Source organism: Micromonospora sp. CNZ280 (assembly GCF_011759515.1).
Genome location: NZ_JAAOYP010000001.1, coordinates 3,086,205 through 3,097,753 on the forward strand (window position 1 = coordinate 3,086,205; position 11,549 = coordinate 3,097,753).

At 71.4% G+C, this 11,549-nt stretch carries 16 protein-coding genes; all 16 read right to left on the bottom strand.

Annotated features, from left to right (window positions below; all coding sequences use genetic code 11):
- Nucleotides 1-95: 95 nt before the first annotated feature.
- The gene (locus tag FHX32_RS14840; RefSeq protein WP_167181975.1) at nt 96-278 is read right to left on the bottom strand and encodes a hypothetical protein; all 183 of its coding nucleotides are present in this window, start codon (nt 276-278) and stop codon (nt 96-98) included.
- Nucleotides 279-406: 128 nt separating this feature from the next.
- Nucleotides 407-832, bottom strand: coding sequence for a hypothetical protein (locus FHX32_RS14845; protein WP_167181977.1), 426 nt, complete (start codon nt 830-832; stop codon nt 407-409).
- Nucleotides 833-961: 129 nt separating this feature from the next.
- The gene (locus tag FHX32_RS14850; RefSeq protein WP_208418096.1) at nt 962-2,017 is read right to left on the bottom strand and encodes a DNA cytosine methyltransferase; all 1,056 of its coding nucleotides are present in this window, start codon (nt 2,015-2,017) and stop codon (nt 962-964) included.
- Nucleotides 2,014-2,529 (bottom strand): hypothetical protein, encoded by a 516-nt coding sequence (locus FHX32_RS14855; RefSeq protein WP_167181979.1) that lies wholly within the window; start codon nt 2,527-2,529, stop codon nt 2,014-2,016. The genes FHX32_RS14850 and FHX32_RS14855 overlap by 4 nt, the downstream gene beginning before the upstream one ends.
- Nucleotides 2,526-3,116 (bottom strand): sigma-70 family RNA polymerase sigma factor, encoded by a 591-nt coding sequence (locus FHX32_RS14860; RefSeq protein ID WP_167181981.1) that lies wholly within the window; start codon nt 3,114-3,116, stop codon nt 2,526-2,528. Before FHX32_RS14860 ends, FHX32_RS14855 begins: the two co-directional genes overlap by 4 nt.
- Entirely contained in the window at nt 3,113-3,754 is a 642-nt protein-coding gene (locus tag FHX32_RS14865) for a hypothetical protein (RefSeq protein ID WP_167181983.1), read from the bottom strand. The genes FHX32_RS14860 and FHX32_RS14865 overlap by 4 nt, the downstream gene beginning before the upstream one ends.
- A 2-nt stretch (nt 3,755-3,756) precedes the next feature.
- On the bottom strand, nt 3,757-3,897 hold the full coding sequence (locus FHX32_RS14870) for a hypothetical protein (protein WP_167181984.1): 141 nt from the start codon (nt 3,895-3,897) through the stop codon (nt 3,757-3,759).
- Between the two features lie 107 nt (nt 3,898-4,004).
- On the bottom strand, nt 4,005-4,781 hold the full coding sequence (locus FHX32_RS14875) for a sigma-70 family RNA polymerase sigma factor (protein WP_167181986.1): 777 nt from the start codon (nt 4,779-4,781) through the stop codon (nt 4,005-4,007).
- Nucleotides 4,782-5,007: 226 nt separating this feature from the next.
- Nucleotides 5,008-5,352: a hypothetical protein gene (locus FHX32_RS14880; RefSeq protein WP_167181988.1), complete on the bottom strand. Its 345-nt coding sequence runs from the start codon at nt 5,350-5,352 to the stop codon at nt 5,008-5,010.
- Nucleotides 5,349-5,696 carry a DUF7169 domain-containing protein gene (locus FHX32_RS14885; protein WP_167181990.1) on the bottom strand — a complete coding sequence of 116 codons (348 nt, stop codon included), beginning with the start codon at nt 5,694-5,696 and terminating at the stop codon, nt 5,349-5,351. Before FHX32_RS14885 ends, FHX32_RS14880 begins: the two co-directional genes overlap by 4 nt.
- Nucleotides 5,697-5,739: 43 nt before the next feature.
- Entirely contained in the window at nt 5,740-7,569 is a 1,830-nt protein-coding gene (locus tag FHX32_RS14890) for a DNA polymerase (protein WP_167181992.1), read from the bottom strand.
- A gap of 22 nt (nt 7,570-7,591) precedes the next feature.
- Complete coding sequence (locus FHX32_RS14895) at nt 7,592-7,849, bottom strand: thioredoxin family protein (protein WP_167181995.1); 258 nt, start codon at nt 7,847-7,849, stop codon at nt 7,592-7,594.
- A 72-nt stretch (nt 7,850-7,921) separates the two neighbouring features.
- Complete coding sequence (locus FHX32_RS14900) at nt 7,922-8,227, bottom strand: hypothetical protein (RefSeq protein ID WP_167181998.1); 306 nt, start codon at nt 8,225-8,227, stop codon at nt 7,922-7,924.
- Nucleotides 8,224-8,370, bottom strand: a complete 147-nt coding sequence (locus FHX32_RS14905) for a hypothetical protein (RefSeq protein WP_167182001.1) — start codon at nt 8,368-8,370, stop codon at nt 8,224-8,226. Before FHX32_RS14905 ends, FHX32_RS14900 begins: the two co-directional genes overlap by 4 nt.
- Nucleotides 8,367-10,868, bottom strand: a complete 2,502-nt coding sequence (locus FHX32_RS14910; RefSeq protein ID WP_167182004.1) for a phage/plasmid primase, P4 family — start codon at nt 10,866-10,868, stop codon at nt 8,367-8,369. The genes FHX32_RS14905 and FHX32_RS14910 overlap by 4 nt, the downstream gene beginning before the upstream one ends.
- 57 nt (nt 10,869-10,925) lie before the next feature.
- Nucleotides 10,926-11,381: a hypothetical protein gene (locus FHX32_RS14915; RefSeq protein ID WP_167182007.1), complete on the bottom strand. Its 456-nt coding sequence runs from the start codon at nt 11,379-11,381 to the stop codon at nt 10,926-10,928.
- Between the last annotated feature and the right edge of the window lie 168 nt (nt 11,382-11,549).

Sequence of the window (11,549 nt, forward strand, 5' to 3'; positions counted from 1 at the left end):
ATCAGGCGGGGCGAGGTCTGGGCGGTCATCGGAGCTCCTCTCACGGGTGAGTCGCCACACGGGGCCGGCCGGAGTGACCGGCCCCGTCGGGCGGGTCAGCCCTCGAAGGGCTCGACGAAGGACTCGCCGAACCAGCGCGGGCCGTAGCCCGGCAGGGCGACGAGGTAGCGCCAGCCGAGCACCTCGCCGAACTCGGCAGCCTTGACCTCGCCGGTCATGCCGGCGGCGAAGCCAGCAACGACGATGGCGGTCTTGCCGGTGGCGATCTTGGCGGTCATCTCGGCTCCTTCGTCGGTTGGGCGGTGCAAGGAGATTTAAACACGCGAGACGCCTCACGCGCAAGGCGACGCGCGTGCATCGCTGCGGAAAGGCCCCGCCCGCACTGTGCCGGACGGGGCCTAGCGAGCTACCAAGGGCCGTCACCGAAGGCGTCGCCGCAGGCGTCGAGCACCTCGAGCTGCGCTCGGTGAATGGCGATGTTGTCGTCGACCTCATCGCCGGAGACCTCGGCCTCTTCGGCGGCAGCTTGCAAACGGAGGCCGGCAGCCGAGATGGCGGGCTCTGCCGCGTCCGCGACATCCTGAGCAGTGACGATGTTGGCGACCGGGTCGAGATTCATACCCTCGGCGAGCTGCAACACGCCGTTGCACAAGACGCGCGAACTGATGACCGACGGCGTCGGCGACGGCAGGAAGGCCGGCGTCGAGACGGCAGCAGCCGGCGCGGGGGCGGCGGTATCGCCGCCGGGCCGAGCGATGAGCACGCCCAGCGCGACCCCTGCGACGAGAATTACAGCGCCGGCCACGTAGGCGACGAGGCGGGTGATCTTCACGGGTAAGACTCTCCTTCTGAGGCACACGCAAGACAGAGCTCAGGATGCACGAGGCGGGCAAGGGTCGGTGTCATGTGTACGACGAAGGCCCCGCCCCGGTCTCCCAGGTCGGGGCCTTCGTCTCATGCGTCAGGCGACACACGCGGCGAGCACCGCGCGAGCGAGCAGGGGCGGCACGGCGTTACCGACCTGCAAGAACTGCTTCGACCGCGACCCTTGGAACGGGTAGCCCTCCGGGAAGGTCTGAAGCGTCGCGGCCTCCGCGAGTGTGACCGGCCTCGTCTCACCCTCCGGCAAGTCCCACTCCGGACGCGCCTTGCCGAAGGCGAGGGTCGGAGCCGGCGCGCTCGCCGGCCGGTGAGCGGTGTTCGGCCGGGCGTTCGTCGTCCGCAGCACCCACGACCGCGCTTTGCTCGTGACCGTCGGCGCGGGCTGCCCGGCCTCCTTCCATACCGACGCCTCGCGTCCGGGGTAGTCGTACCGCGGCTTACCGAACGTGCGGCGCACCTCGGTCCCGCGCTCCCACCCGAGCGCCTCGGCCATGCTGACCCACGGGCGCACGCCCTCGTCGAGCCGCTCAGGCGTGCGCGGGTAGTACCGCGAGTGCGCCGGCGTCGGCAGCTCGACCGTCGCGCCGTCGCGCCGCGCGACCAGGAGAGCACGCTTCCGGGTCTGCGGCACGCCGTACTGCTCGGCGTTCAGGTTGCCCGTTGCGACGGAGTAGCCGACCTGCCGCAGCACGTCGGCGCATGCTTCCCAGACCGGCAGGACGGTCGGCACCTGCTCCCATGCGATGAACGTCGGCCGGGCGGCGAGAGCCACGCGGAGCGGCTCGAGGACGAGGGCCGTCCGGTCGTCGCCGGTCAGCGCCGCGAGGTCGGCGAAGCGCGGAGTCGCTCCGTTGCGGTACGCCGCGACGCCGAGCAGCACCGCGTCGAGCGCCGCGCGACCCGCGCCGTTGCCGGCAGGGCTGAAGGTTTGGCAGGGCGGCGAGGCGATCTCGGCGTCGTACTCGCCCGGCACCGGGTCGACGTCGCGCACGTCGTCGGCAACGGTCTTCAGGCCGGCGGCCGAGCGCGTGAGCTTCGCCTCCGGCATGATCTCGACGCCGTCGACGTCCCAGCCGAGCTCGGTCGCGGCGACGTCCCAGCCACCAGCGCCCGAGAAGAGGTCGAGGGCCTTCACTTCGTCTCCTTCCACGCTCGGCCGTGCGCGTCGAGCGTCTTCTTCGCCGCCCGCTTCAGGTCGGTGACGGTGACCTTCGCGTCGCTGCGGAGCTCCTCGAGGGCGTGTGGTAGGGCGAGCAGTGCGACGCGCCCGCGGTCGTTGCGCTCGGCGCGCCGGTCGGCGTGGTCGAGCTGCTTCTCGAGCTCGGCGATCTGCTCGCCGTGTGCCGTGCAGTCGAGCGCCCGACGCGACGCCTCGCGCACCTGCCGGTCGGCGTCGACGCGGACGGCCGCGACCTGCTCGCGGAGCCGCAGGATCTCGCGGGCGAGCTCGACGATCTCGGGCACCGGAGCGCCCGCCTCCTTCAGGGCGTACGCGGCTCGCCGGCAGTTGTGCGGCAGAGCGCCGAAGGTGAGGGCGGGGCCGTCGTAGCGGGGCGAGCGCGGGTCGATGTGCTCGCCGCCCTTGTGTGCAGGCTCGTCGGCGCACGCCGTACGGGCGCAGGGCTGCTCGGGGCCGTAGGCCGTCACGCCGCCTCCTTCAGGTGCCCGAGCTGCTCGCGCAGCCGGCCGTGCGCCCGCGTCCGCAGCGCCCGCACGCGGGACGCCGTGACGCCGAGGGAGGGCGCGGCCTCGTAGCTCGAGAGGCCGCAGAGGTCGACGGCCACGACGGCGCGCCGCTCCTTCTCCGGCAGGGCGTCGATCGCCGCGCGGACGGTCGCGACGACCTCGGCGGCCGAGATGTCGGCCGGCTCCTCCGTGAGCTCGCGCGGCATCCGGCGAAGGCCCATGTCGACGAGCTCGAGCTCGCGCTCGACGCTGCGGTGCCAGGCTCCGGCGTCGCGACTGCCGTGCGCCCGCGTGCGGTCGCCCTCGCCCAGGGCCGGCCGGCCCCGGTAGACGAGCTCGGCCATGCGCCGACGGGCGGCAGCCGTGACGTAGGTCGCGTGCGAGGCGCGGCCGTCGTTCGCCCATTTCGGCGCGGCCTGCCAGATCGCGACGAGCGCCTCTTGCACGAGGTCGTCGATCTCCCAGCGCGAAGCCGGGGCTGAGGCGAGCATGTCGCGGGCGACGCCGTACGCCCAGCGCCGGAAGTTGTTCGGGTTGATGGCGGTCACCGGAGGATGCCTTCCTGCATGAAAGCCATCGGCACGGCGACGTAGCCACGCTCGACGGCGTCGATCTCGGTCTGCGGTGCGCCGGTCGCGCGGAGGGCGGCGAGGCGCTCGGCCTTCTCCTCGCGGGCCTGGGCGGCACGCTCGGCGAGGGTCATCGGCTTGTGCGTGCCGGCGCGGAGCTCAGCGAGCAGGGCGCGGCAGGCAGCGAGGCTCCGGGCGGAGCCGGGGCCGTCGAGTACGGAGCTCGAGGCGTAGGCGATCTCGCGGCAGGTCAGGCAGTGGCAGTCGGCGATCTCGGCCCGGTACGGCGCGAAGTCGGCCGGGCCGATCTCCTCGACGAGCCGCGCGGGCACCGCGAGGCCCTTCGCTCTGATGAGCTTCCGGGCGATACGCCGGACGTCCGGCGAGTCAGGCAGCGTCACGCGCTCCGGGTCGCCGGTCGGCGAGAGCATCGCCCAGGCGAGCGAGTAGCCCTCGAAGGCGTCCTGCGTGGCGCGGCCGGTCTGATAGAGGAGGCCGACCTCGCCGAGGCTCAGCCGGGCGAGCCGGGCGACGTCGCAGTCTTCACAGCGCCGCGCCTCGAGGTGGAAGTCGCCCGCGAGCCGGATCGGGCAGGTCGTCGTCTCCTCGGTGTGCACGGTCACCGCCGCGTGCCCGGACGGGCCGGCAGGTCGTAGACGAGCTCGCGCAGGCCCTCGGCGGCAGCCTCGTCGCGGGCGTCGCGCTCCTCGAAGTCGACGAGGTCGTAGTCGCGACGGGTGATCAGGTCGGCGTCGTACATGGTCGGAGCTCCTCGGCTGTCTCGGTTGTGGGAGGTGTTGTTTGTTGGCGATGAGCAAGTCGGCCGGTCGGGGCGAAGGTGTTCACGCCCCGACCGACGGAGATCGGTCAGCCGTCGAGAGCGCCGATGGCGGCGCGCATCTTCGAGAGGGCGCGCTCGCGGGTGCGGAGGGTCTTGATCCGGCCCAGGCCGAGGCGGTGACCGACCTCGCCGTCGGGCACCTCGTCGTAGTCGTCGAAGCCGTAGCGGATGCGGCAGACCTTCTCCTCGAGGTCGTCGACGGCCTCGAAGGCGACCGTGCAGAGGAGGGCGTCCTCTACGTGGGACGTCTCACGCGACGACCGCGGATCGTCGAGCAGGGCGACGCCCGTGTCGCCGTTCGTCTCGAGCTCGACGTCGAGCGAGCCGACCTTCAGGCGGGCGGCGATGGCGCGGAAGGTCTCCTCGGACATCTCGCGCGAGTCCGACGCGGCCGCGAGGAGAGCGCCCGCCTCGATGTTGCCGTCGGCCTTCCGAAGCAGCGCGTAAAACTTGCGCAGCGTCCGGGCGGGCACGGTGAAGCCGTCGGAGCCGTCGGAGGCGGCCTCGGAGAGAGCATCCTGCACCTTCGAGCGGAGCTTGCCGGCGAGGCGCGACGCCCGGTGCGGGTCGTGGTCGCGGATCGCCTGAAGGAAGCCGAGGTAGGCGGTCTGCCGGGCGTCGTCGAGCGGCAGCGTCGCGGCGTACTGCCTGACGACGTCGAGCAGCGCGGGCACGTACGCGGCGAAGAGCCGCGCGAGGGCCTTCTCGTCGCCGGTCTTCGCCCTGATGATGAGCGCGGTCTCCTCGTCGGCGTCGACGATCGGCTGCTTCGGAACGGACCAAAGGATGTCAAAGGTGGACATAGCAGGGCCTCCTCGGGCGTAGGGGGTCCGGCCGGCGCGACCGGCCCCTTCGTACGGGCGTTTCAATCCGCAGGCCAGACGGCGTGCGTGCGATCAACTATCCACGCGTAAGGCGACACACGCAAGTACCGCGATCATGTGTGGCCTAGATCACTATGTCGAGGTATAGACATACGACTACGGCCCTCGGGTTGTAGTCCCGAGGGCCGTAGCGAGGAGGGCCGATCTAGGCGGCGATGAGCTCCGCGAAGTCGGCGAGGTGCAGCACCGGCAGGCCGAGAGCCGGGGCGAGGAGGGTCTCGAGGAGGTGCTCGCCGCCGGGGGCGACGACGACGTAGTCGCTATGCCGGAGCGTGTCGAGGTCGAGGTCGACGGCCGCGAGGAGGTCGTCGACACATCCGGTGTTCTCGTGCACGGCCGCAGTCACGACGACGTCGTAGCCGAGCTCGACGAGCGCGTCGAAGGTCGGCCCGTGCGTCGCGACCCTGATGCACTGCTCGCCGGTCGAGGGCGCGACGAGGTAGACGCGCGCCCTCCGCTTCAGTCCCGCAAGCGGGACTCCTTTCGTCATGCCCCCGTCACTCCTTGCCACGGTTCCAGTGATTGTGCAAGGCCCGATCGCGCGTCTCGGAGGGCAACTCCGGCGGCCCTGACCACGCGCACAGTGTGAAGTATGTGAGTACGCAACGACAAGCGATCCGGGTCGGTAACGATGTCTGCGGTCGGATCGGACCGCAGGCCCTTCGCCCGTTCGGAGGTATCTTCCCTCGGACGGGCGACCGGCGCAGCCGACCATTGCGCATCGATGGCCGCAGGGATGAGCTCCGCGACGCCGTCGACGGCCTGCCGCAGCTCGTCGAGCAGGTCGCGGAGTCGGAGCTCGTCGGGGTCGACGTCGAGGTCGGCCGGCTTCACAGTGCCTCCTTCGTACAGGTGTTCGATAGTAGCGGAGGGGCGCTCACTCGGTCGCCCCGTAGCCGTGTCCCCAGCTCGGCCCGTACACCTCGGGGTCGCTCTCGATGCGGACGCCGTAGAAGGTGCTCTCCATCAGGCGGCCGATCTCGCGGATCACCTCCTCGGCGTCGCCGGCCGGGGCCTGGGCGATGAGCTCGTCGTGCACTGGCAAGAGCAGGTGATCGCCGAGGCCGGCGTCGAAGATGTCGACGATTGCCTGCGCGAGCAGGTCGCGCGAGGTGCTCTGTACGACGTAGTTAGTCGCCGCGTAGAGCCGGTCGCGGTCGAGCGGCAGGTGCCGGCCGGAGGCGGTGACGACCTCCTTCTTGCCGTACTCGGCCCGGTTCATCAGGCGGCGCGAGTAGCGCTTGATGCCCGGGAAGGTCGAGTCGTACGCGGCGAGCGCGCTCTTCACGCTCTCGAGGTCGGCCCCGGTCTGCCGCGTGATCGTCGCCGCGCCGCCCCCGTACACCTTGCCGAAGCCGACCGCCTTCGCGATCTTCCGGTGCTGCTTCGTGAAGTCAGGGCCGAAGACCCGCTCGGCCGTGAAGCTGTGCAGGTCGACGCCGTCGGCGATGGCCTTCTTCATCGTCTCGTCGCCGGAGAGCGCCGCGAGCACGCGCATCTCGACCGCCTGATAGTCCGCGGCGATGACGACCTGCCCCGGGTCGGCGATGAACGACCGGCGGATCGTCCAGTCCGAGGAGGGTAGCTGCTGAAGCGGCGGGCGCGAGACGCTCATCCGCGCCGTGCGGGCCTGCAAGCCGCCGATCATCGGGTGCAGGCGGTCGCCCGCGTCCTTCAGGTCGAGGAAGGCGTCGGCGTAGGACGTCGCCCACTTCTCCGAGCGCTTCGACCGCAGCGCCGCGTCGGCGAGCGGGTTCGGCGTCCGGGCCTCGATCCGCTCCCACTGAAGGTTGAGATCGGCGAGCGGTAGGAGCACGTTCTTGTCGACCTTCAGCGCGCCCGACGGCGTGCGCTCGGTGAGCTTCTCGCCCATCGCTTCGAGCGCCTCGGCGAGCTGGGCGGTCGAGTTGACGTTGCTCACGCCGTACCGGGCGGCGACGGCCCGGTAGTGCTCGGCCTCCTCGCGGAGTCGCGTGCTGAGCTTCTCGACGTAGGGGACGTCGAGGAGCATTCCCTTGCGCTGAAGCAGGCAGAGCAGCACTTGCAGGTGATGCTCGAATTTGCTCAGCCGGTCGAGGCCGACCTCGTGCACGATCGCGCCGATCTCGTCGAACAGCCGGCGAGTCAGGAGCACGTCGAGGCCGGCATAGCGCACGTAGGTCTCGTGATCGATCGGGATTCCGCGCCAGCCGGTCTCCTTCGTGAAGCCGAGCGACCGGAAGACCGACGTCAGGCCGGCTTGCGTGTCCGGGGCGTCCGGGTCGACGTAGACCGCCGAGAGCGGCTTCAGGCCCAGGCCGATGCCACCCTCGCTCTCGGCGCGCGGGTCGAGCAGGTGAGCCAAGATGCGCGTGTCGAAGACGCGACCGCCGAGCTCTTCGACAGTGACGCCGAGGTGCCGGTCGGCGACGAGCAGGTCATAGGCGGCGTTGTGGACTACGAAGGCGCGCGGCTGCCGCAGGGCGCGGGCGACCGCGTCGCCGAAGAGATCGGTGCGCAGTACCCACGCTTCGTGCGCGTTGCCGAACTGCGCGAGCCGCAGCCCGTGGCGGGGCGTGTAAACGTCGAGGCCGGTCGTCTCCGTGTCGAAGGCGAGCACCTTGTCGCCCTGGGCGAGGAACGCCTCGAAGTGCCGCAGCTCCTCGCGGCGCTCGAGGAAGTGAATCGCGCAGGGCGTGCCGGCGACGGCGTGTGTCAGGGTCAGCACCGCGAGGCGCTCCTCTCTCAGGTCAGGCGGTCAGGGCGTCGAGGCGCTCGCGTAGCTGCGGCGCGGAGAGCGCGGCGAAGCGGTCGACGATCTCTCCGTCGCGGAGGGCGATCACGGTCGGTACCGACTGCACGCCGTACGCCTGCGCGGTGCTCGCCGAGTCGTCGACGTCGAGGCGCTGCACGCGCAGCCCTCGGGCTTCGGCCTCCGCCTTCAGGAGCGGACCGAAGCGTCGGCAGGGCGCACACCAATCGGCGGTGAAGTAGACGAGGCGGGTCAAGATGAGCTCCTTCGGACAGAGGAAGGGCCGACCCTCCTCGCGGGAGAGCCGGCCCTTCGCGGGTCGGGTCGCTCAGTTGGTGAGCACCGGGTCGCCCTCGTCGGTGATGACAACCTCGAGGCCGGAGCCGCAGCGACCGCCGCAGCAGCCAGCACCCTCGGGCGTCGGCTCGGCCGGGTCGACGTCCGGCATGTCGGCGACCTCGCGACCGATCCGGGCGAGCGCCTCGTCGACGTACGCGTCGGCTGCCTCGGCGAGCGCGCCCTCGATGGTGAGCTGTACGCCGCCGGGCACCGGGTCGCCGCAGACGCCCGCCCGCCCGAGCGGGCACGCGCCGCAGCCGGCGGCGACGCCGCAGTCGTCGGCCGGGGCGGTCACGGGGCCTCCTCGATCGAGGCGACCGGCAGGCCGTCGTTCGCCTCCTCGAGCACCTCGAAGAGGTAGCGGTAGTTGTCGGCCTGCTCGGCGGTCAGCGTCAGGCGCGCCCCGACGTCTCCGATCTCGATCAGGTAGTGCTTCACTGTGCCTCCTCGAAGATGCTCTCGAGCGACGGTCCGCTCGTCGGGGTCTCGCTCTCCCTCTTCAAGTCGGCCGGAGCGCGCTCGGGTGTACGGTCGCCGGCCGGGGCGTCGTCGCCCTGGGCGTCGCTCTGCTTCGCCCGCCGGATGCCGAGGAAGTAGACGCCCGTGTTGCTCTTCTTCTTCTCGGCTCCGCGCTCCTCGAGCGCGCCGAAGAACGTCCGGCGCGTCCATCGCTCCTTCGGCGGGAGGTTCTCCTCGTCCGCCCACGCGAGATAGGCGTCGTAGGCTAGCTTCCCGGTGATCCGACCCTCGGCGTCGTAGGTGAGCACGCCCGGCAGGAGGCCGGCGAGGGCGTCGGAGGTCTGCCGGTATTCCTTCGTCGCGTCGACGATCGGCGTCGGGTCGGCGAGGCCGTCCCGATACCACTCGACCGCGCCCCGGACGGCCCAGGCGAGGATGCCTTGCGCCTCGGCCTTGAGCTTCTCGCCGAGCCGGTGATCGCGCTCCTCGGGTGCGAAGTAGCGCTCGAAGGGGATCAGCTTCACGCGCCGCCAGAGGCCCTCGTCCTGCCCTCGGAACTGCGGCCGGAAGTTAGTCGCCAGCATCAGGAGGAAGGTCGGCCGAAACTCGAAAAACTCCTTGCGCATGAAGCGCGCGGAGATCAGGTCGCGCCCGGTTACCCGCTTCAGGATCGCTTCGGCCATCGGCCGGCCCTGCTCGCCCTCCGCGGCGAAGACGAGCCGGGCACCCTTCAGGCTCGCGAGGTCGTTCGGAATGCCGCCGGACGGGCGCTCCTCGAAGGTCGAGAAGGGCGTCGTAACGGAGTGTTCCCGGAAGACCTCCGTCAGAGTGTCGGTGAAGATGCTCTTTCCGTTCGCGCCCTTGCCCCAGAGCACCGCGAAACACTGCTCGTCGGTCTGCCCGGTGATGCCGTAGCCGACGAGCCGACGCATGTAGTCGGGCAAGCCGGCGTGCTTCGTCGGGCTCGGGAAGACCTCGCGGAGGAATTGCTCCCAGCGCGGGGCGGTCGCCTCGGGGTCGTAGTCGAGCTCGACGCGGCGGGTCAGGAGAAGCGCCGGGTCGTGCTCGAGCAGCTCGCCCGTCCGCAGGTCGATAACTCCGTTCCGGCACGCGAGCAGGTGATGGTGCCGGTCGAAGTCGCCCAGGTCGGCCGCGACGCCCTGAAGGGCGCGGAGCTCCTTCGTCATCGCGTCGATGCCCTTCGTTGAGTTGGCGTGCTTCGCGAAGGAGCGGAGCTGCCCGATCCGACGCTTCAGCTTCGCCGCCTCGCCGTCCGGGTCGCCGGCCTGCTCGAGGGCCTCGAGGGCGTCGACGAGCTCGCCGATCTCGTCCCAGATCGAGCGGGCGACGATCTGCGCGTGCGTGCGCACGTCGTCGAGTCGGTCGGGTCGCCATACGCCGTCGCGGAGCAGGAAGAAGCCAGCCTCGGGCGAGTAGCGCACGCCCGAGCCGGCGTCCTCGAAGTGCCGCTTCAGCCGGCGCGCCGCGGCGACGTCGGTCAGGTCGGCGTCGGTCCACGCCGCCATCCGGGTACGCAGACCGCCGGGGTCTTGCGCATTGGTCACCGCCCGGATGAAGGCGGTAGCGAAGCCTTCCGGGTCGTGGGCGCGCCAGTCGGTCAGGTCGTCGCCGTCGGCCGGCGGGCGCACCTTGCGGACGGACAGACCGCGCTTCGCGAGCTCCGCGCCGAGCGTCCGGGCGAAGCCGTCGCCGGCCGCGTCCGCGTCACCGCAGATCACGACCGGGCGGCCGTCGGCGAGCTCGACGACCTCGTCGGCGACCGACGCGGCGAGGCCAGCTCCGCGGACGAAGGCGACGTCATAGCCGACCGCGCAGGCGGTCAGGCCGTCGCCGGGGCCTTCGGTGACGATGAGCTCGGCCCAGCCGGACTCGCCCGGCAGATAGCCGACCTTCGCCCAGCTCGCACCGTCGGGCGACTTCGGCCCGAGCCATCGCACCTTCGCCTTTGGGTCGAGGGCGCGGGCTTGGAAGCCGCGGGGCACACCGGCCCGGTCGCGGAAGGGCACGACGAGGCGCGGGCCTCCGCCGAGGTCGCGGGCGAGGCCCAGGCCGAGGCGGCGCGCGTCTTCGAGCGTGACGCCGAAGCGGTCGTGTGCGTAGCGGATGCCCTCGGTCGGCTCGACCGGGTCGTCGCCGACGAGATGCGCTGCGTACTTGTCGAGCTGCGCCGCGAGCCGGGCGACCTCCGCAGGGCCGGCCGGCTTGTCGGTCGAGCGGGCGCGGGCCTGCACCTCGCCGAGCTCGATCGCGCCCAGGTCGGCGAAGGTCATGTCGAGGGCCTCGAGCACCTTCGGCGTCGCGCAGCCGGCGCGGCACTTCAGCAGGAGCGAGCCGCTCTCGCCGACTGCGACGCGGAGCGACGGCCGCGAGTCCGCGTGCGCCGGGCAGGGAACGACCCAGCCGTCGGGCTCGTCGACGACCTCGGCGAAGCGGCCGAGGAAGCTATCGAGGGTCACAGATCATGTCCTTTCGGGACGGAGACACGGGCACGGGTCGAGTCGGCCGGGCCGGCGTCACTTGTTCGCCTCGCGAGCGAGGGCATCGAAGTCGGTCTCGAGGTCGCGCTCGACCTGGGCGAGGTGCCCCTCGTAGAGGTCGGACGGGCCGGCGATCTCGGCGAGGATCGCCTCAGCGCGCCGCAGTCGGCGCAGCACGCGGGCGAACGTCGCGACCCGCATCACCGCGTACCCGTCGCCGGTCGAGCGGCGGGCGCGCTTCACGAAGGTGACGCCGTAGTGCTCGCCCGCGTGCACGCGCTGCTTTTCCGCGCCGTCGAGGCCGAGCCGGATCGCGTCTTCCCACGACCGCCAGTCCTTCGCCTGACCGATGAAGGGCGAGAGGCCGTGCAGGTCGCCGACGTCGTGCCGGCCCTCGGCGTAGGGCTTGAATGCCTTGATCGAGGCGGCGCGGAAGAAGACGCGCAGCGCCCGCTCCCACCGGCTGCCTTTCGCGCCGTTCGGGTTGCTCACGCCTCGATCTCCGTTCCCTGCAACGGAATCCAGTTGGGGTATGCCTGCTCAACACGGACGACGAGGCCCCGCCGGGTCAGGCTGCGGCGTGCCGCCATCGCCGGCCTGCGCGTCGCGTATGGACCGATCGACCGGACGGCGTTGCCCTCGGCGTCGTAGGGGGCCGGT

Coding starts and splice junctions, on each gene's coding strand:
- FHX32_RS14840 (WP_167181975.1), bottom strand. CDS start 278: ATGACCGCCAAGATCGCCACCGGCAAGACCGCCATCGTCGTTGCTGGC.
- FHX32_RS14870 (WP_167181984.1), bottom strand. CDS start 3,897: ATGTACGACGCCGACCTGATCACCCGTCGCGACTACGACCTCGTCGAC.
- FHX32_RS14875 (WP_167181986.1), bottom strand. CDS start 4,781: ATGTCCACCTTTGACATCCTTTGGTCCGTTCCGAAGCAGCCGATCGTC.
- FHX32_RS14880 (WP_167181988.1), bottom strand. CDS start 5,352: ATGACGAAAGGAGTCCCGCTTGCGGGACTGAAGCGGAGGGCGCGCGTC.